The organism is Bradyrhizobium sp. USDA 4474 (assembly GCF_054057515.1).
In genome coordinates this window covers 3,814,258-3,832,653 of sequence record NZ_JBSRZJ010000002.1, presented here as the reverse complement: position 1 = coordinate 3,832,653, position 18,396 = coordinate 3,814,258, and the positions used below count along the sequence as shown (strand labels likewise).

Genomic DNA, 18,396 nt, shown 5'->3' with positions numbered 1-18,396 from the left:
ACCCCTGTCATACGGATATGACGTAGCGCTTGTTTCAGGCTAGCGAATTCGGCCGGGACAAATCAATCAGCCCGATGGGCGGGCCTTTTGCAGTGCAGCAGGACCGGGACGGGGAGGGCTACGCGGTCGTCCCGGCGAAAGCCAGGACGACGCGGAGAGGACCAGGCGTGGCCTAGCGCTCGACGAACGCCTTCTCGATCACGAAATGGCCAGGCTTGTTGCCGCTTCCTTCGACGAAGTCGCGACCTTCGAACATCACCTTCAGCTCTTCCAGCATCGCCGGGCTGCCGCACATCATGATGCGGTCGGTCTCGATGTCGAGCGGGCCCTGCCCAATGTCGTTGAAGATCTGCTCGGAGCTGATGAGGTCGGTGATGCGGCCGCGGTTGCGGAACGGCTCGCGGGTCACGGTCGGATAGTAGATCAGCTTGTCCGCGAGCAGCTCGCCGAACAGCTCGTCCTCGCGCAAACTCGCCACGAGCTTCTCGCCATAAGCGAGCTCGGAGACCTGGCGGCAGCCGTGCACCAGCACGATGCTCTCGAACTGATCATAGACCTCGGGGTCCTTGATCAGGCTGGCGAACGGCGCAAGGCCCGTGCCCGTCGAGAGCAGCATCAGACGCTTGCCGGGGATGAGATTGTCGGTGATCAGCGTGCCGGTCGCCTTGCGGCCGACCAGGATGGTGTCGCCTTCCTTGATCTTCTGCAGGCGCGAGGTCAGCGGACCGTCCTGCACCTTGATCGAGAAGAACTCGAGCTCTTCCTCGTGATTGGCACTGGCCATGCTGTAGGCGCGCAACAGCGGACGGCCGTCGACCTCGAGGCCGATCATCGCGAACTGGCCGTTCTGGAAGCGGAAGCCGGTGTCGCGCGTCGCGCGGAAGCTGAACAACGTGTCGGTCCAGTGCTGGACGGAAACAACTTTCTCTCGGTAAAACGCGCTCATGATTTTCGATATTCCGAATGACTGCGGTTTTAGGGCAAAAGCGTTGCCCGGCCCCGAGAACGGGGCGGACACCATTGCCATGGCGGAGGATTTCGCGTGTTTGATCTACGCCATCGAGACCAATAATCAACCTCGTTCCGGGTGCAATTGATGCCGCGCCATCATGCATTTGCGGCGGAATTGGTCACAGCATTAACGGATCTGCTGTCGGGGGCGCGCAGAGGGCAATTTCTTTTCCCTTGCGGGTGCAATTGCAGCACTTAATTTCCATCACGCTCGCGAGAATTTCATTAAGAATAGCTCTGATTTTCACCCGGCTTGGCGCCATTTCCCGCATTTCCGCGGCTTTTGGCGCCTGGGACGACGACGACATGGCAACCAGCGAGCGGATCTTCGTCCAGGCCATCAAGGCCTATGGTGCGCGCCACGGCATCGACGTCGATGTCCGCGCCGGCGGCTGGCTGATCGCGATGCGTCGCGGCGAGACCCGCCGCTTCGCCTTCGGCTATGACATCGGCCTCAACAGCGCGATTGCACACCGCCTCGCCAACGACAAATCGGCGACAGCAGAGGCGCTGTGGCTTGAGGGCGTGTCCTCAATTCCGCATCACCTCTTCCTCAACCCGAAGCTGGGCAAGGATGTTGTCGGGCCTGACTGGCGAAATGCAATGCTTGAGCTGCTCCGCGCCCACCCACAGGGCGTGGTCGTGAAGCCGAATGAAGGAACATCGGGGCGCTCAGTGTTCAAGGTCACGACGGAGGCCGAACTCGACCACGCTGCGAGCGAGGTTTTTTCGATGAGCGTCGGCCTCGTGATCTCGCCCTACGTCGCGATTGCGGAAGAGATCCGTGTGATCCTGCTCGGTGATGTGCCCCTCGTGGTGTACAGCAAGCAGCGTGGTGCGGATTGGCGGCACAACCTCGATGCCGGCGCAAAGCCGGTGTTGCTGGAGGATGGCGAGGTTCGAACCGCGTGCGTGAAGCTCGCGATCGATGCCGCGCGCTCCATCGGCATCACCTTTGCGTCAATCGACGTCGTGCGTGTGGACGGCTCCTGGCGCGTGCTGGAAATCAATTCCGGCGTGATGATGGAGGCGCTGGGCAAGCTGCATCCAGAGCTTGTGCAGGCGACGTATGATGCGGCGCTGGATCGGGTGTTTGGGGGAAGCTAGCGACCGCGGGGCCCTTCCCCTCCCCTGGAGGGCAAGGAAGACTGTGGCTAATTATTCGCGCTCGCGGAATCGTCCATCGCCTTGAACGCTTCCTCGAGCTGCAGCGAGATCGGCACGTTCATTTTCTCGCCGGTGGGCATGCGCGCGATGAACCATTTGTTGTAGAGCGGCACGAGATCGTGGTTGGATCCGAGCTTGCGGAATGTGCGCTCGACCACGGCGGCGAGCTGCGGCTCGCCCTTGCGGAACATGATGCCGTAGGGGTCGTAGGACAAATAGTCGCCGGTGACGCGGAACTTGTCCTGCGACTTGTGGCGCACGATCAGGCCCGAGAGCAGGATGTCGTCGGTCGCGAACGCATCGGCCTTGCCGTCGGCGAGCATCTGATATGACTGCTCGTGATCGGCGCCGACGACGATGTTCAGCCCCAGCGCGGACTTCTTCTCGGCCGCCCGGATCGCCTGCTCGTTGGTGGTGCCCTTGGTCACCACGATGGTCTTGCCCTTCAGATCGGTCAGCTGTTGGACGCTGGAGGCCTTCGGCACCATCAGCTTGGTGCCGGCCACGAACATCAGCGGCGAGAAGGCGACGCGCCTGCCGCGCTCGGAATTGGCGGTGGTCGACCCGCATTCCAGATCGATCTTGTTCTGGAGCACCGCATCGATGCGATCATCCGAGGTGACCTTGACGTACTCGATCTTCAGATCGGGGTCGTCGACCTCGACCCCGATCTCCTCGACGATGGCCTCGCACAATTCGAGGCTATAGCCGATCGGCCGGCCCGCCTGGTCGAGGAAGGAGAACGGCGGCGAGCTTTCGCGATAGCCGAGCCGCACGGTATGCGCATTCTTGATGGCAAGCAGCGTCGGGCTAAGCCCTTCGCTGCCGCCGGTCTGGGCGGAGGCTGCCGTCAGCAGGCAGGCCGCCAGCAACAGGCCGCTCGAAATCGCCGTCAAAGGGCGCATGACGCACTCCCGTCAGTGGCCGGCCATCGCAGGCACTTCGCCCGGCACCATGTCGCCGGGTACGGCATCGCCTGGTCCCATCGCGTGCTCGGGCCCGAGCTCGCCTTCCCACTTCGCAACCACCGAGGTTGCCAGCGTGTTGCCGATCACATTGGTGGCGCTGCGACCCATGTCGAGGAAGGTGTCGATGCCCATGATCATCAACAGGCCCGCTTCGGGAATGTTGAACTGCGACAGCGTCGAGGCGATCACGACGAGGGAGGCACGCGGCACGCCGGCAACGCCCTTCGACGTGATCATCAGGGTCGCCAGCATCGCGAGCTGCGTGCCGAGCGGCATGTCGATGTGGTAGCTCTGCGCAATGAAGATACTGGCGAAAGTGCAGTACATCATCGTGCCGTCGAGGTTGAACGAATAGCCGAGCGGCAGCACGAAGCTCGAGATCCGCGACGAGGCGCCGAAGCGGTTGAGGCCTTCGAGCGTCTTCGGGTAGGCCGCTTCCGAGCTCGCCGTGGAGAACGCGATCATCAGCGGCTCACGGATCAGTCTCAGGAGATGGCTGTAGCGCGGCCCGATCACGATGAAGCCGACGATCACCAGGATACCCCAGAGCAGGAAGAGCGAAAGATAGAAACCGCCCATGAATACGATGAGCTTCCAGAGCACCAGCAGACCGTTCTTGGCGACGGTCGCCGTGATCGCAGCCCACACCGCGAACGGCGCGAACATCATCACATAGCTCGTCACCTTCAGCATGATGTGGCCGAGATCGTCGATCAGGGACAGGATCTGCTTGGAGCGCTCCGGCAGCGCGCCCATCGCCACCGAGAAGAACACGGCGAAGATCACGATCTGGAGGATCTCGTTCTGCGCCATCGCGTCCGCGATCGAGGTCGGGATCAGATGGGTCAGGAATTTTTCGATCGAGAAGGCGGACACCGGCAGGCCGGTCGATTGCGCCTTGTCCGGCAGCGTACCGGGAAAATTCGCGCCGGGCTGAAGCAGGTTGACCATGATGAGGCCGAGCATCAGCGAGACAAAGGACGCGCTGACGAACCAGCCCATGGTCTTGGCGAAAATACGCCCGAGCTTCGCGCCCGAACCCATATGGGCGATGCCGCCGACCAGGGTCGCAAACACCAGCGGCGCGATGATCATCTTGATCAGGCGCAGGAAGATCACGGCGATCAGGTTGATGGAGGCGGCCCAGTCGCCGCGCGTCTCCGGCATGAAATTGTAGATCGCCGAGCCCATGATGATGCCGAGCACCATCGCCGCCAAAATGTATTGCGTAAACCTGTTCGACATTGACAATCCCCACTGCTCCGGCCGCTTCATGATGTCGCAGATATGACAGCGACGCAACACGCTTTGCGTGCGGCCGATCGAGGTCGATGTTCCGGTTGCGAAACCGAGCGCGCCGATCTAGCTTTCATGCAGCGCACAACGGATGCGGCCTGCATGTTTTGTTTGCGGCAAGTGCATCAATAATCGTCAAACAATCAAAAGGGGGAACGCCATGACCGGAAGCGTCAATCGCCAAATTCTTCTGGTGGAGAAGCCCAGCGGCAAGCTCGGTCTCGAGCACTTCAAGATGGTCGAGGGCGCGAGGCCCGAGCCGAAGGATGGCGAGGCCTTGCTGCGCGTGCGCTACATCTCGCTCGATGCCGCCAACCGCGCCTGGATGCACGGCGCAACCTATCGCTCGGCCGTCGAAGCCAACAGCGTGATGGCCGGCGGTGCCATTGCCGAGGTCGTGAGCTCGAAGGCCGAGGGGCTTGCGGCCGGCGACATCGTGTTCGGCGACACCGGCTGGCAGGAATTTGCCGCAGTCGCGGCAAAGCATTTGACGAAAATGCCGAAGCTCGAGCCGATGACGCATCTGCTCAGCGTGTTCGGCATCGCCGGCCTCACCGCCTATTTCGGCCTGCTCGAGATCGGCAAGCCCAGGGAAGGCGAGACCGTCGTGGTCTCGGCCGCCGCGGGCTCGGTCGGCTCGATCGTCGGACAGATTGCCAGGATCAAGGGATGCCGCGTCATCGGCATCGCCGGCGGAGCGGACAAGTGCCATTGGCTGACATCCGAGCTCGGATTCGATGCGGCGGTCGACTACAAGGACGGCGCGGTGTTCAAGGCACTGCGCGCGGCCGCGCCAAAGGGCATCGACGTCTATTTCGACAATGTCGGCGGCGACATTCTCGAAGCCTGCATTCCACAGATGAACAATTACGGCCGCATCGCCTGCTGCGGTGCGATCTCGCAGTATGACGGCGCGCCTTCCGCGCACGGCCCGCGCGGCGTGCCCGGCCTGATCGTGGTGAAGCGGCTCGTGATGCAGGGCTTCATCGTGATGGACTACATGACGGAGAGCGGGCGTGCGCTCGCCGACCTCCAGGCCTGGGTCAAATCAGGCAGGCTGAAGGTACAGGAAGACGTCATCGACGGCTTGCAGAACACGCCGCAGGCGCTGATCGGATTGCTCGCCGGCGAAAACCGCGGCAAGCGGATGGTGAAGCTGTGACGACGTAGTTACGTCGCAATTAAACTGATAATATTTGCTCGCGGTGGCGGCCAATGCGGCCAAGATATACGCGCGGCATCGCCCGCGATGATTGTTTGCATCAGTTTTAATGAGCGTCGGCGTTGCCGGCAGGGCAGGAATTGATCCAAATGTTCAACGTCTTGAAACATGCATCAACGCGTCGCGCGTTGTTCGCCGCAGCACTCTTCGCATCTGCAACAAGCGCATTCGCGCAAGCGCCGACCGAGGCACAGAAGAGTGCCATCCGCTCCGCATGCCGCTCGGATTTCATCGCGCATTGCTCGAGCGTAACGCCTGGCGGCGTGGAAGCGTATCAATGCCTCCAAAGCCACATGTCGAGCCTGTCAGCGGGCTGCCAGACCGCGGTTCGTGCGGTTGAGCCGGCGGCTGCGCCGAAGACCGAAGCTGCGCCGGCGAAGTCCGAACCGACCAAATCTGAACCGGCCAAATCCGAACCGGCAGAAACTGAGGCGGCCCCCGCCGCCGAACCCGCGGCGAGGCCGGCGGCAGAAGCCGCTCCGAAGGCTGCCGCAGCCAAGAAGCCAGGCAGCGCGCAAATTGCCGCGGTCAAGAGCGCGTGCCGCGCGGATTACCCCAAGGTTTGCGCCAGCGTCCCGCCGGGCGGCGCCCCCGCGCTGGAATGTCTCGAGAGGAACAAGGCCAAGGTATCGCCGGCTTGCGAGAAGGCCGTGGCCGCTGTGGCCGGCGGCAGTGCCGCAGCGACAACAGCAGCACCGGCGACTGGTGCTGCAGCACCGGCGGCCGCGCCAGCTGCGATCGTTCTGCGCCCGTTGCGGCCGCGCGAGGAGTTGTTCGTCATCCGCTCTGCCTGCGGCGCAGACATCCGCTCGCTCTGCGCGGGTGTCCAGCCCGGTGGTGGACGCGTGGTGCAGTGTATCGCCGGCAATGCGGCATCGCTGTCGCCCGCCTGCAAGGACGTGCTTGCACCATTCGCGGCGCGATAGGCGCCGCGTGCTGTTGAATTTTCCTGCGCCCGCGATGATCAATCTTCTGCCGATCAGCGATTTCAGTGACGACAAGACCGGGAGGAAGACATGCGTTCAGTCCCGCTTATCGGTTCCGCGCTGCTCGCCTTGGTGGCAACCATGACGTTCGAACCATCCGACGCCAACGCGGTGGTGTGCGCCCGCGGCGTCTACCGCGCCGGTTGCGCCGGAGCGCGAGGTGCGGTCGTGGTCCGCCATCCTGCGGTCCGTTGTACCAGAGTGCTGGTGAACGGCGTCTACGTGAAGCGCTGCGTCTGAGGCACGGGTGGTCAAGCCGACATGGTTTGGCTATGATTCGTAACTGACGATTTCGGGCATGCGCATGACGGGTGCCCGCAGTGGTGTTGCGGTGCGCTACGCCTGCGGATGGTTCCGCCGGCGTAGGCGACCGCAGCTGATGAGATGAGTCTGCCCTGAGATAGTAAGTATACTGTCAATTCAGGAGGATGACTTTGCGGATCGGCGTGATTGGCGGGGGCCCCGGCGGCCTCTACTTTGCCTATCTCTGGAAGAAGCGTCACCCCGAGGATCAAGTCGACCTGTTCGAACAGAACCCGGCCGACGCGACCTGGGGCTTTGGCGTGGTGTTTTCCGATCAGGCTTTGGAGTTCCTGCGCGCCGACGACCCCGAGACCGTTGATGCGATCGCGCCGCATATGGAGAGCTGGGAAAACATCACGCTGAACCACGGCGGCGACAGCGTCGTCATTGACGGTGTCGGTTTCTCCTCGATCGGACGGCTCGAGCTCCTGCAGTTCCTGCAGCAGCGTGCGCTCGATGCCGGCGTGACCCCCCGCTTCGACACCCAGATCCAGGCGATCGACCAGCTCAACGGCCACGACCTGATCGTCGCCGCCGACGGGTTGAACTCGCTGGTGCGCCGCGCCTATGAAGGCGATTTCGGCACCTCGCTGTCCTATTCGTCCAACAAGTTCGTGTGGTACGGCACCTCGAAGCGCTTCGACACGCTGTCCCAGACCTTCGTGAAGACCGATCGCGGCGCCTTCAACGCCCATCACTACCGCTATTCGCCGACGATGAGCACGTTCTTGGTCGAGTGCGACCATGCTACGTGGCAGGCCTATGGCTTCGCCTACAAGGACGTCGAGCAGTCCAAGGGCGTCTGCGAGGAGGTGTTTGCCGACACGCTCGGCGGCCATTGTCTGGTCTCGAATAAATCGGTGTGGCGTAATTTCCCCTGGGTCTGGAACGAGCACTGGTCGTTCAAGAACATCGTGCTGATCGGGGACGCGCTGCACTCGGCGCATTTCTCGATCGGTTCGGGGACGCGGCTCGCGATCGAGGACGCGATCGCGCTGGTCAAGGCGCTGGAATCGGATGCCCATCTGTCGACCGCGCTGCATCGCTATCAAGCGGCCCGCAAGCCGGTGGTGCAGAAGCTCGTCAATGCCGCGCGCACCAGCGCGTTCTGGTACGAGCACTTCGCCCAGCACATGCAGCTCGACCTGCTCGACTTCGCCTATAGCTACATCACCCGCTCCGGCCGCATCGATGATTCCCGGCTGCGTGCGATGTCGCCGGCCTTCATGGCCCGCTACGAGGCCGGCAAGAACGGCGGCGGAGAAGCGCTCGGTGAGGCCTCGGCATGAGCCAGAGCCGGTCATCCGGCGACCTCACCCCGCCTTGCCCAAATGCTCCAGCGCATCCTGGGCCCGCAGCGGCACGCGCGAGGCCTCGTTGTTGAGATCGACGAGCCGCGACATCAACCGCATCAGCGCCTTGCGCTCGGCGGGCTTGAGCGGGTCCAGCATCCTCGCCTGGGCGCGGTCGACGGCGGGGATGATCTCGCGCAGGGTCGCGGTTCCTTGCCTGGTCAGGTAGAGCAGCTTGATCCGCTTGTCCTCCGCGGCCGGCTTACGCTCGACAAAATCCTTGGCCTGGAGCCGCTCGATCACGCTGCCGAGGGTGGAGCGGTCGAAGGCGATCACGGCAGACAGTCGTGTCGCATCGATGCCGGGATGGGTGTGGATCGCAACCAACGCCGCATATTGCACCGGCGTGAGGTCGAACGCCTTGCACTCCTCCATGAAGATCGAGACCGCGATCTGCTGCATGCGCCGGAACAGATAACCGGGCGCGGCATAGATCGCGTCTATTGTGATCGAAGGAAGCGCCTTACTCGGCATCGGGCTGCTTCTCCGGCGCGGCATTGGAGAAGGCCGGCAGCGCCTTGGCCGCGGCTTCCGCCTTCAGCAGGCGCGGATAGGCCGAGACGTCGACGCCGAAGCGGCGCGCATTGGCAAGCTGCGGCACCAGACAGAGATCGGCGAGCGTCGGCGCGTCGCCGAAGCAGAACGGGCCCGGCCCGTCCTTGATCAATGTCTCGCAGGCCGACAGGCCCTCGCGATTGACCCAGGCAGCCCAGTCCTGAACCTTCTCCTCGGCGAGGCCGAGCTCGCGCAGCCGCGCCAGCACTTTCAGATTTTGCACGGGATGGGTGTCACAGGCGATCGCCAATGCGAACGCCCGCACCTTGGCGCGTTGCAGCGAATCCTTCGGCAACAGCGGCGGATTGGGGTGGGTCTCATCGAGCCATTCGATGATCGCGACCGATTGGGTCAGCACCGCGCCGGCATCGTTCTCCAGCGCCGGCACCAGGCCTTGCGGGTTGATGGCGAGATAAGCAGGCGCGCATTGCTCGCCCTTTCGTAGATGATGCGGCAGGTGCTCGGCGCCGAGACCCTTGAGATTGAGCGCGATCCGGACGCGATAGGCGGCACTGGAGCGGAAATAGCCGTGCAGCTTCATCGGAACCCTCCCTGTTGCTTTGTCGTTCCGGCGCGATGCGTCAGCATCGAACCCGGACTGTCGAGATTCCGGGTTCGCCCTTCGGGCGCCCCGGAATGACGTTCCCATGCATTGACGCTACCCAGATCGTCAGTATACTGTCAATCAACAAAACGAACGGGAGGCTCATATGGAAGCCGTGACCAGGACGCCGGAACGCGAGGCGTTCTACAAGAAGATCGACGGCGAGAATCTCACCGCGCTCTGGACAGTGATGAGCGACCTGATCACACCGGAGCCAAGGAGCGCCTGCCGGCCGCATCTGTGGAAATTCGACATCATCCGCGACTACATGACCGAGGCCGGCAAGCTGATCACGGCGAAAGAAGCCGAGCGGCGCGTGCTGGTGCTCGAGAATCCCGGCTTGCGCGGTCAGTCCAAGATCACGACTTCGCTCTATGCGGGCGTGCAGATGGTGGTGCCGGGCGACGTCGCCCCCGCCCATCGCCACAGCCAGTCGGCACTGCGCTTCGTGCTCGAAGGCAGGGGGGCCCACACCGCCGTAGACGGCGAGCGCACTGCGATGGAGCAAGGCGACTTCATCATCACGCCGTCGATGACCTGGCACGATCACTCCAACGAAACCGATGAGCCGATGTTCTGGCTCGACGGACTCGACATTCCCCTGGTGCAGTTCTTCGACTGCTCCTTCGCGGAGGGCTCGAAAGAGGACCAGCAGAAAATCACAAAGCCCGCCGGCGCCAGCTTTGCCCGCTATGGCCATAATCTGCTCCCGGTCGACGTGAAGCGGTCATCGAAGACCTCGCCGATCTTCAGCTACCCCTACGCCTACACCCGCGAGGCGCTGGAGAAAGCCAGGACGAGCCAGGAGTGGGACGCCTGCCACGGGCTGAAGCTCAAATTCAGCAACCCCGAGACCGGCGATTTCGCGATGCCCACCATCGGCACGTTCATCCAGCTGCTGCCGAAGGCATTCAAGACCGCGCGCTATCGCGCGACCGATGCGACCGTATTCTGCCCGATCGAGGGCCGTGGCCGCAGCCGCATCGGTGACGCCGTTTTCGAATGGGGGCCGCGCGATCTGTTCGTGGTGCCGAGCTGGCACTGGGTGACGCACGAGGCGGATGACGACGCCGTGCTGTTCAGCTTCTCGGATCGGCCGGTGCAGCAGAAGCTGGATCTGTTTCGCGAGGATCGCGGCAACGCGTGAGGGGCCCGTGGCGTGGGCTCGTTGGGTGGATGAGCCGAAGGCGTAATCCACCACGGTCCCTCCGCGTCGAAGGAAGTGGTGGGTTACGCTTCGCTGCCCCACCCTACGGCAGCGGTGAGTTTGGCTACCGCCAGTGCAACAACCGCGTCTCGAGCCAGCCGATCACCTTCCCCACCACCAGTCCGAACACCGACAGGATCACAACGCCTGCGAGCAGCTGATCGGTCTGCATCAGATTGCCGGCCTGGAGCACGAAGGCGCCGATGCCGTATTGCGCGCCGATCATCTCGGCACTGACGACAAGCAGCAGCGCAACAGAAGCCGTGATGCGGAAGCCGGCGAGGATCGCCGGCAGCGCGCCGGGCCAGACCACCTTGCGGACGATGGTCGCGAAGGGGACGTTGAAACTCTGCGCCATGCGGATCAGGTTGCGCGGCACGGCGTCGACGCCGCTATAGACCGAGATCGCGGTCGAGAAGAACACCCCGAGCGCTATGGTCGCGATCTTCGGCTCTTCGCCGATGCCGAGCCAGAGGATCAGAAGCGGCAGCAGTGCGATCTTCGGGATCGGGAACAGCGCCGAGATGAAGGTGATGCCGACGCTACGCGCGAGCCTGGACAGGCCGATGGCAAAGCCGACGACGACGCCGGCCGCGGTGCCGAGCAGCCAGCCGACGCCGATGCGCAGCAGCGAGGCCGAGAGATGCTGCCAGAGCGCACCGGACATCGCGAGCTCGTAAATCGCGCGCACGATCGCCGAGGGTGCCGGCAGGAACAAGGGATTGACGATACCGGCGCTGCCGGCGGCCTGCCAGATCGCGATGACCAGTGCGAGCGCGATCCAACCACCAAAACGGCTGGACGCCGGCACGAAGCCCGCGCCGCGAAAGCGGACGCGCCGCGTCGTGTCGTCCTTGGCCGATGTATCAGTCGCGCGATCAAGCATGCTGGACCTCGCGCTCGGCATCGATCGCCTCGTTGCGGATCAGCGACCAGATCTGGTTCTGCAGCGCCAGCAGCTTCTCCCGCGCGGCAGTCTCGCCGCGCTCAGCGCGCGTCATCGGTACCGTCACGACCTCGCGAATGCGACCCGGCCGCCGGGACAGCACCACGATGCGATCGGCCAGCCGCGCGGCCTCTTCGAGATTGTGCGTGACATAGGCCGCGCCCATGCCGCCGTCGGCGAGCAGCCGGACGAAATCTTCCATCAAGAGCTCGCGCGTCTGCGAATCCAACGCCGAGAGCGGCTCGTCCATCAACAGAATCGCCGGCTTCACCGCCAGCGCACGCGAAATGCCGACGCGCTGACGCATGCCGCCGGAAAGCTGCTTTGGATAGGTCTTGCGGAAATCGGCCAGACCGGTGCGGCGCAGGGCGTCTTCGACCAGCGCGCGGCGCTGCATGGCCGAAAGCCGGGTGTGCAGCAACGGGAATTCGACGTTCTCCTCCACCGTCGCCCAGGGCAGCAGCGCAAAATCCTGGAACACGAAGGTCAACGGATTGAGACTGTCCGCCGGCGGCGCCCCACGCAACTCGGGCGCGCCCGAGGTCGGCTGCAGCAACCCGCCGAGGATCGACAGCAGCGTGCTCTTGCCGCAGCCGGATGGACCCACGATCGCCACCACCTCGCCGGCGCCCACCGTGAAGGAGATGTCGTCGAGCACGGCGAGATCGCCGAAATGATGGGAGATCCGGTTGGCGATCAGGTCCACGAGCTGCTCTTTCAATCCGCCTTCACGTAATCCTTGGCGATGATCGCATCGGCGTCAAAGCCCTTGTCGACGAAACCCTGCTCCTGGAGCCATTTGATCTGGTTGTCGACGTTCTTGACGTCGAGCTTGCCGTCGGGATCGATATAGGCGCAGTTCCCGACCACCTGCTCGACCGGCAGGTTGGTGTATTTCGCGATGATCTCCAGCAGCGGTTTTGTCCGGTCGTTGATCGGCGCAACGCCGTCCTTCATCGAAGCGAGGATCACATCGTGATATTCGCGGTCGGCTTTCGCGAGGACGCCAAGGAATTTCGTCACCAGCGCCTTGTTGGTCAGCGTCTTCGGCGAAGCGAAGACCGCGCCGAGCTGCCAGGGAGTCTCGTCGCCGACCCAGCCCAAAAACTTCGCACCGCCCTCGTCCATCAGCTTTCGCGCGGTGGAGATCGGGAGCAGCGCCGCATCGACGGTCTCTCCCTTCAGCGCCGCGGCTGCGTTGGACAACGACTGCAACGGCACGATCTTCACGTCGGAAAGCTTGAAACCGTATTTGTCCGCGAGCAGGCCGAGCGAATAATGGAAGGATGACCCGACCTGCGTGACCGCGATGCGCTTGCCGGCGAGGTCCTTCGGCGTTTTCAGTCCGGCGGCATAGGCGTTGTTGCTGGCGAAATAGCCGATCAGGGGATAGCCTGATGTCTCGCGGCTCATGCCGCCGATCACCTTCAGCACGCCCTTGCCGGCGAGATTGTAGAGCCCGGCCGTGAAGGCGGTGACGCCGAAATCGACATCGCCCGAGGTGGTGGCGACCGCGATCGGCTGCGCCGCGTCGAAGAATTTCAGGTCGACATCGAGGCCGGCCTCGCGGAAATAGCCCTTGTCCTGCGCAATGAAGACGGGCGCGGAGGATGACAGGCGGAGCACGCCGATCTTGGCCTTCAGTGCGTCCTCGGCCTGGGCCGTGCCCATCGCCATCATAGCCAAAAGGCTAAGTGCCGCGACCCGCGCAATCCCGATCATCCCGCTTCCTCCAATGGTTCTTCTTGCAGTTCATTACAGGCCTTTCGGCACGGGCTGATCCCGCCCGATGAAGGCGCCCTGTTGTTTCAACCTTTCCTGCAATTTTTCAATGGGGATTTCGCGTGGAATCCGGTTTCCGGAGAGCGCGAGCGCGGCTGCGGAACCCGCGGCTTCCCCCATCGCGAAACAGGCACCGGAGACGCGCGCCGCAGATTGACCCTCATGGGTCATCGAGGCACAGCGGCCCGCGACCAGGAGGTTGTCGACGCCCTCGGGCACCAGCATCCGGTACGGCAGCTCGTTATAGCCGCGCGATTCCGGGATCGGCGGGAAGGTGAAGATGACATCACCGGCGACATGGGCTTCGATCGGCCAGCCATTGACGCCGATCGAGTCTTCGAAGGAGGCACAGCCGAGCACATCCCTGCCGCTGAGCTGGTAGCCGCCCTTGATGCGCCGGGTCTCGCGGATGCCGAGCTGCGGCGGCAAATCGACGATATAGGACTTTTCGAAGCCCGGCACCGTGCGCAGGAACTCGAAGGCGGCGAGCGCCTGCTTGCGGCCTTCGATCTCGCCGCGGGTGAGATCGTCAGGCTCGACGCCGTTGATGGCATGGCCGTCCTCTCGCGCGACTTGCGTGAAATTCACCCGCCACTCGATGCCGGATTTTTGCGGCCGCACGATCGCGCTCTTGCGCGGGAATTTGTGGGTGCCGGCGGCCGTGGCTTGTTCCATCAATTGCGGGATCGTCCGCCAGGCATCGCCCGCCCTTGCAGGGTCGATGCCGTTGAGGCGCAACATCATCGACGGGAACATTGGATGACCGTGCTCGTCGCCGATCTCGAACGGCGCACCGGCCCAGACGGCGAGATCGCCGTCGCCGGAGCAATCGATGAATATCTCCGACCGCACCGCCTGGCGGCCGGCCTTGGTCTCGACCATCAGCGCGTCGATGCGGCTGTTATCGCCCATCACGACGCCGGCGCCGAGGGCGTGGAAGAGGATGTGCACCTTGTGGCTGGCGAGCAGCTCGTCGGCTGCGATCTTGTACGCCGCAGTGTCATAGGCCTGGGCGAACACCTTGCCGAGGATCAGATGCGGCGCGTTGAGGCCGTCGAGATGATCGATCCGGGCCAGCAGATCGGACGCCATGCCCTGCACCAGCCTGACGGCTTCGCCATGGACATTGCCGTGCAGGCCGCAGAAATTGGTGACGCCGGCCGCGGTGCCCATGCCGCCGAGGAAGCCGTAGCGCTCGATCAGCAGCGTCTTGCGCCCGGCGCGCGCGGCCGAGGCGGCAGCGACGATACCGGCCGGGCCGCCGCCGAGCACGACGACCTCGTATTCGCCGTAGAGCGGCACTTGCCGTGCCGGTTCGTTGATCGTCGTGGCCCGCATGGCGCGTCCTTCCCAAAATCCTTTGCTTGGAGGCGACTATGAATTAACGCGCGGCAGGCTACAATCCACCAAAATATGCGATCAGCTTTCGCGAATCGAGAAAGGTCGACATGGACATCCTCGTGAACCTCCAGGCCTTCCTCGCCACCGCCGACGCAGCCGGATTCTCCGCCGCCGCGCGAAAACTCGATGTCTCGACCTCGGTCGTGGCCAAGCGCGTCACGCAGCTGGAGGCGCGGATCGGTACGCCGCTGTTTCATCGCTCGACCCGGCAATTGCGGCTGACGGAGGCCGGACAGCGCTACGTGCATCGCGCCCGCGGCGTCGTCACTGACGCCACCGACCTGCTCTCACGCATGGGCGAGAAGGGCCACGATCTCGTCGATCACCTCCGCATCAAGGCGCCGACCTCGCTGACGGTGGCGCGGCTTGCGGACGCCTTCAGCGCATTCCAGACGCAAAATCCACGGCTGAAGCTCGAGATCGTGCTGATCGACCGTCCGGTCGATCCCGTCACCGAGGGTTTCGACATCGCGATCGGCGCCTTCCCGCATTCCTTCGGCGGCGTGGTCGACGAGCCGCTGGTTCCGTTGAAGCGCCTGCTCTGCGCCTCGCCGGCTTATCTGAGGCAGCACGGCACGCCAAAGCATCCGCGCGATCTCGTCCAGCATCGCTGCCTCAGCTTCATGCCGACGGGCCCCGAATGGGTCTTTGACGGGCCGCGCGGCCGCATCAGCATCCAGGTCAGCCCCCTGCTCTCCTCCAACGAGGGCCATGTGCTGGTGCGCAGCGCGATCGCCGGCAACGGCATCACGCTGATTTCGCACTATCTCGTTGCGGACTCGTTGCGCGACGGCACGCTGAGACCGGTGCTCCGCGACTTTCCGATCCCGGAATTGTGGGTGAAGGCGGCTATCCCCGAACGCCGGCGCAATGCGGCCGCGGTGCAGGCGCTGCTGACCTTGCTGAAGGCGTCACTCGCGCCGTCGCTGTGAATTGCGGCGCTGTTAGCCGAGCTGCTGAGACTCAGCCCTTCCCGCCGCCCCACTTCGCCGCGCGCTTCTCGGCAAAGGACGCCAGCCCCTCCGCTGCTTCCGCGCTCTGGCGCTTGAGCGAATGCAGCTGGAGGAGCCGGGCGTAGGTCGCATCATCCACCGCCATTCCACCGAACGAGCTCTCCAGTGCGAGCCGCTTGGTCTCGGCCATCGCCTCGGGGCCGTTGGCGAGCAGCTGCTCGACCACCTTGCTGCCTGCGGCGTCGAGATCGGCGAGCGGCACCACCTCATGGACCAGGCCGATGCGGCGGGCGTCGTCGGCGCCGAAGCGTTCACCTGTCAGCGCGTAACGGCGGACTTGCCGTACACTGATGGCATCGCAGAGCTGGGGGATGATGATCGCGGCGGTCAGGCCCCAGCGCACCTCGGTGATGGAGAACAGCGCGTTGTCGGCCGCAATCACCACATCGCAGGCCGCAATCACGCCGGTGCCGCCACCGAAGCAGCCGCCCTGCACCAGCGCCAGCGTCGGGATCGGCAAGGTGTTGAGCCGTTGCACGGCTTCGAACGTCGCCCGCGACGCCGACTGGTTGGCCTCAGGCGATTGCGGCCGCACGCCGTTGATCCATTTCAAGTCGGCGCCGGCCTGGAAGTGCTTGCCGTTGCCCCTGAGCACGACGACGCGCAAGTTCGGCTTCTTGGCCAGCTCGTCCATGGCCGCGAGCACGCCCGCGATCAGCGCGCCGTCATAGGCGTTGTTGACCTCCGGGCGATTCAACGTGACGGTCGCGACCCCACGTTCATCAAGGCTCCACAGGACGGGGCTGGCAGTCATCGGCGATCTCCGGTCATTCTGACGGCGCATAATGGACGAGGCAATGCGTCTTGATCCATATCTTTCCAGCGTGGGCGGCCGCGCCCATCGCATGGCGGCTTGTGTCATGCTGCCGCCAGGCGACACCTAGGGATCAGGGACCAGACACCACATGCGCATCTGCATTTTCGGCGCGGGCGCCGTCGGCAGCCATCTCGCGGTCCGGCTGGCGCGCGCCGGCCATGAAGTCAGTTGCGTGATGCGGGGCGCGCATCTGGAGGCAGTCCGCGCCAATGGTATCAAGCTGCGCGTCGGCGATTCCGAGGTCGGCGTCAAGGTGAACGCCACTGGCGATCCGGCCCAGCTCGGCCAGCAGGACGTCGTGGTCTCGACGCTGAAAGCGACCGCGCTGACCGGGCTGGTCTCCAGCATCAAGCCGCTGCTGCACGACGAGACCGCGATCGTGTTCGCGCAAAATGGCATTCCCTGGTGGTATGGGATCGGCCTGCCGCCGCGACATCCGACGCCGCCGGATATTTCCTTCCTCGATCCAGGAGGGCGCCTGCGTGCTTGCATCCCGAAAGAGCGAATCATCGGCGGCGTGATCTTCTCCTCCAACGAGATCGTCGCGCCCGGCGTGGTGCAGAACCTGACGCCGGATCGCAATCGCCTCCTGATCGGCGAATGCGACGACCGCAATTGCGAGCGCATCACGAAACTGCGCGGCGTCTTCAACGACGCGCGGCTGGAATCGCCGCCGGTGGCCGAGATCCGCGAGGCAATCTGGTCAAAGCTGCTGACCAACATGTCGCTGTCGGTGCTGTGCCTGCTGACAGGCCAGACCGCGCGCGGCGTGCGCGACGATCCCGCCTTCTCCGAGCTCATCCCGCGGATGTTGAATGAGGCCAACGACATCGCGCAGCACTTCATCCCCGAAGTCAAGCGCGTGACACGCAGTGGTCCCGCGCCCAACCACAAGCCATCGCTGCTGCAGGATTACGAGCGCGGCCGCGCCATGGAGATCGACGTGCTGGTCAAGGCGCCGGCCGCTTTCGCGCGAACCGCCGGCCTGTCTACTCCAACGCTCGACCTGATTGCCGCGCTCGCGATTCAGAAGGCGCGGGACAAGGGGCTTTACTCCGCCTGAACCTCAGCCGAGTTCATCGATCCATGCCGCGAGCCTATCGAGCGCTTCTGCGAGCGCCTCCTCGTTGGTGCGGCCGGACTTCTTCAGCACCGCGAAGGAATGATCGCCGCCTTCGATCTCATGCAGGGTCGCCGTCGCTCCGAGTGCCGCGACGACGGGCCTCAGCAGGCCGAGGTCGGCCAGTCCGTCGCGCGTTCCCTGGAGAAACAACATGGGAACGGCGACGCCTTGAAGGTGCTCGGCGCGCTCGGTCGATGGCTTCTTGTCGGCATGCAGGGGAAAGCCGAGGAAGGCGAGGCCCTTTACGCCGGGCAGCGCGGCCTTGGCCTGCGCCTGCGACGTCATCCGTCCACCGAACGACTTGCCGCCCGCGACGAGCTTCACACCCGGGCAAAGTCGCGTCGCCTCCTCCACTGCCGCGCGGATGGTGGCGTGCGCGACAACAGGCTGGTCGGGACGGCCCTGCTTGTTTTCCATGTAGGGAAAGTTGAAGCGGAACGTCGCGATCCCGCGCTTCGCAAGCCCCTCAGCAATCTTGTCCATGGATGGATGCCGCATCCCCGCGCCGGCGCCATGCGCCAGGATGCAGCAGGCGCGCGCATCGGCCGGCACCATCAGAATCGCGGAGACTGCACCGATGCGTTCAATGTCGAGCCTGAGCTCGCGCGTGCTGACGGTCATTTCCCGGCGTTCCGATTGCTGC

Annotated in this window: 19 protein-coding genes; 8 read left to right on the top strand and 11 right to left on the bottom strand. The window is 64.1% G+C overall.

Features of this window, described 5'->3' with window-relative positions; all coding sequences use genetic code 11:
• Positions 1–172: 172 nt before the first annotated feature.
• A complete protein-coding gene (locus ACVW16_RS19950) occupies positions 173–946 on the bottom strand; it encodes a ferredoxin--NADP reductase (protein ID WP_456700851.1) in 774 nt (257 codons plus the stop codon).
• 371 nt (positions 947–1,317) lie between these two features.
• Between ACVW16_RS19950 and ACVW16_RS19945 the strand changes: the two genes are divergently transcribed.
• Entirely contained in the window at positions 1,318–2,118 is an 801-nt protein-coding gene (locus ACVW16_RS19945; protein ID WP_456736570.1) for an ATP-grasp domain-containing protein, read from the top strand.
• A 47-nt stretch (positions 2,119–2,165) separates the two neighbouring features.
• Here ACVW16_RS19945 and ACVW16_RS19940 read toward each other — a convergent pair whose 3' ends face one another.
• Together ACVW16_RS19940 and ACVW16_RS19935 are read right to left on the bottom strand one after the other, a co-directional pair.
• Positions 2,166–3,083 carry an amino acid ABC transporter substrate-binding protein gene (locus ACVW16_RS19940; protein WP_456736571.1) on the bottom strand — a complete coding sequence of 306 codons (918 nt, stop codon included), beginning with the start codon at positions 3,081–3,083 and terminating at the stop codon, positions 2,166–2,168.
• A gap of 12 nt (positions 3,084–3,095) precedes the next feature.
• Positions 3,096–4,391 carry a dicarboxylate/amino acid:cation symporter gene (locus ACVW16_RS19935; RefSeq protein ID WP_456700848.1) on the bottom strand — a complete coding sequence of 432 codons (1,296 nt, stop codon included), beginning with the start codon at positions 4,389–4,391 and terminating at the stop codon, positions 3,096–3,098.
• A gap of 211 nt (positions 4,392–4,602) precedes the next feature.
• On the opposite strand from ACVW16_RS19935, the gene ACVW16_RS19930 reads away from it, so the two are divergent.
• From ACVW16_RS19930 to ACVW16_RS19915, 4 genes are all read left to right on the top strand, one after another.
• Complete coding sequence (locus ACVW16_RS19930) at positions 4,603–5,604, top strand: NADP-dependent oxidoreductase (RefSeq protein WP_456700847.1); 1,002 nt, start codon at positions 4,603–4,605, stop codon at positions 5,602–5,604.
• A gap of 149 nt (positions 5,605–5,753) precedes the next feature.
• Entirely contained in the window at positions 5,754–6,590 is an 837-nt protein-coding gene (locus tag ACVW16_RS19925; RefSeq protein ID WP_456736572.1) for a cysteine rich repeat-containing protein, read from the top strand.
• Between the two features lie 90 nt (positions 6,591–6,680).
• Positions 6,681–6,890, top strand: coding sequence for a hypothetical protein (locus ACVW16_RS19920; RefSeq protein ID WP_456700846.1), 210 nt, complete (start codon positions 6,681–6,683; stop codon positions 6,888–6,890).
• Positions 6,891–7,084: 194 nt separating this feature from the next.
• Entirely contained in the window at positions 7,085–8,242 is a 1,158-nt protein-coding gene (locus tag ACVW16_RS19915; RefSeq protein WP_456700845.1) for an FAD-dependent monooxygenase, read from the top strand.
• Positions 8,243–8,266: 24 nt separating this feature from the next.
• Here ACVW16_RS19915 and ACVW16_RS19910 read toward each other — a convergent pair whose 3' ends face one another.
• Entirely contained in the window at positions 8,267–8,779 is a 513-nt protein-coding gene (locus ACVW16_RS19910; protein WP_456736573.1) for a MarR family winged helix-turn-helix transcriptional regulator, read from the bottom strand.
• Positions 8,769–9,401 carry a maleylacetoacetate isomerase gene (gene maiA, locus ACVW16_RS19905; RefSeq protein WP_456736574.1) on the bottom strand — a complete coding sequence of 211 codons (633 nt, stop codon included), beginning with the start codon at positions 9,399–9,401 and terminating at the stop codon, positions 8,769–8,771. Before maiA ends, ACVW16_RS19910 begins: the two co-directional genes overlap by 11 nt.
• Before the next feature lie 169 nt (positions 9,402–9,570).
• Here maiA and gtdA point away from each other — a divergent pair, with 169 nt between their 5' ends.
• Positions 9,571–10,611 carry a gentisate 1,2-dioxygenase gene (gtdA, locus tag ACVW16_RS19900; protein WP_456736575.1) on the top strand — a complete coding sequence of 347 codons (1,041 nt, stop codon included), beginning with the start codon at positions 9,571–9,573 and terminating at the stop codon, positions 10,609–10,611.
• Between the two features lie 124 nt (positions 10,612–10,735).
• On the opposite strand, the gene ACVW16_RS19895 is transcribed toward gtdA, so the two are convergent.
• The 4 genes from ACVW16_RS19895 to ACVW16_RS19880 are packed head-to-tail and all read right to left on the bottom strand — an operon-like array spanning position 10,736 to position 14,737.
• Positions 10,736–11,557: an ABC transporter permease gene (locus tag ACVW16_RS19895; protein WP_456700841.1), complete on the bottom strand. Its 822-nt coding sequence runs from the start codon at positions 11,555–11,557 to the stop codon at positions 10,736–10,738.
• Positions 11,550–12,323, bottom strand: coding sequence for an ABC transporter ATP-binding protein (locus tag ACVW16_RS19890; RefSeq protein WP_456738248.1), 774 nt, complete (start codon positions 12,321–12,323; stop codon positions 11,550–11,552). The genes ACVW16_RS19895 and ACVW16_RS19890 overlap by 8 nt, the downstream gene beginning before the upstream one ends.
• 11 nt (positions 12,324–12,334) lie before the next feature.
• Positions 12,335–13,339 carry an ABC transporter substrate-binding protein gene (locus ACVW16_RS19885; protein WP_456700840.1) on the bottom strand — a complete coding sequence of 335 codons (1,005 nt, stop codon included), beginning with the start codon at positions 13,337–13,339 and terminating at the stop codon, positions 12,335–12,337.
• 33 nt (positions 13,340–13,372) lie between these two features.
• Positions 13,373–14,737, bottom strand: a complete 1,365-nt coding sequence (locus tag ACVW16_RS19880; RefSeq protein ID WP_456736576.1) for an FAD-dependent oxidoreductase — start codon at positions 14,735–14,737, stop codon at positions 13,373–13,375.
• 110 nt (positions 14,738–14,847) lie between these two features.
• On the opposite strand from ACVW16_RS19880, the gene ACVW16_RS19875 reads away from it, so the two are divergent.
• The gene (locus tag ACVW16_RS19875; protein WP_456736577.1) at positions 14,848–15,732 is read left to right on the top strand and encodes a LysR family transcriptional regulator; all 885 of its coding nucleotides are present in this window, start codon (positions 14,848–14,850) and stop codon (positions 15,730–15,732) included.
• Between the two features lie 31 nt (positions 15,733–15,763).
• On the opposite strand, the gene ACVW16_RS19870 is transcribed toward ACVW16_RS19875, so the two are convergent.
• The gene (locus ACVW16_RS19870; protein WP_456736578.1) at positions 15,764–16,567 is read right to left on the bottom strand and encodes an enoyl-CoA hydratase-related protein; all 804 of its coding nucleotides are present in this window, start codon (positions 16,565–16,567) and stop codon (positions 15,764–15,766) included.
• 151 nt (positions 16,568–16,718) lie between these two features.
• Between ACVW16_RS19870 and ACVW16_RS19865 the strand changes: the two genes are divergently transcribed.
• A complete protein-coding gene (locus ACVW16_RS19865) occupies positions 16,719–17,693 on the top strand; it encodes a ketopantoate reductase family protein (RefSeq protein WP_456736579.1) in 975 nt (324 codons plus the stop codon).
• A gap of 3 nt (positions 17,694–17,696) precedes the next feature.
• Here ACVW16_RS19865 and ACVW16_RS19860 read toward each other — a convergent pair whose 3' ends face one another.
• Positions 17,697–18,374 carry an alpha/beta hydrolase family protein gene (locus tag ACVW16_RS19860; protein WP_456736580.1) on the bottom strand — a complete coding sequence of 226 codons (678 nt, stop codon included), beginning with the start codon at positions 18,372–18,374 and terminating at the stop codon, positions 17,697–17,699.
• Between the last annotated feature and the right edge of the window lie 22 nt (positions 18,375–18,396).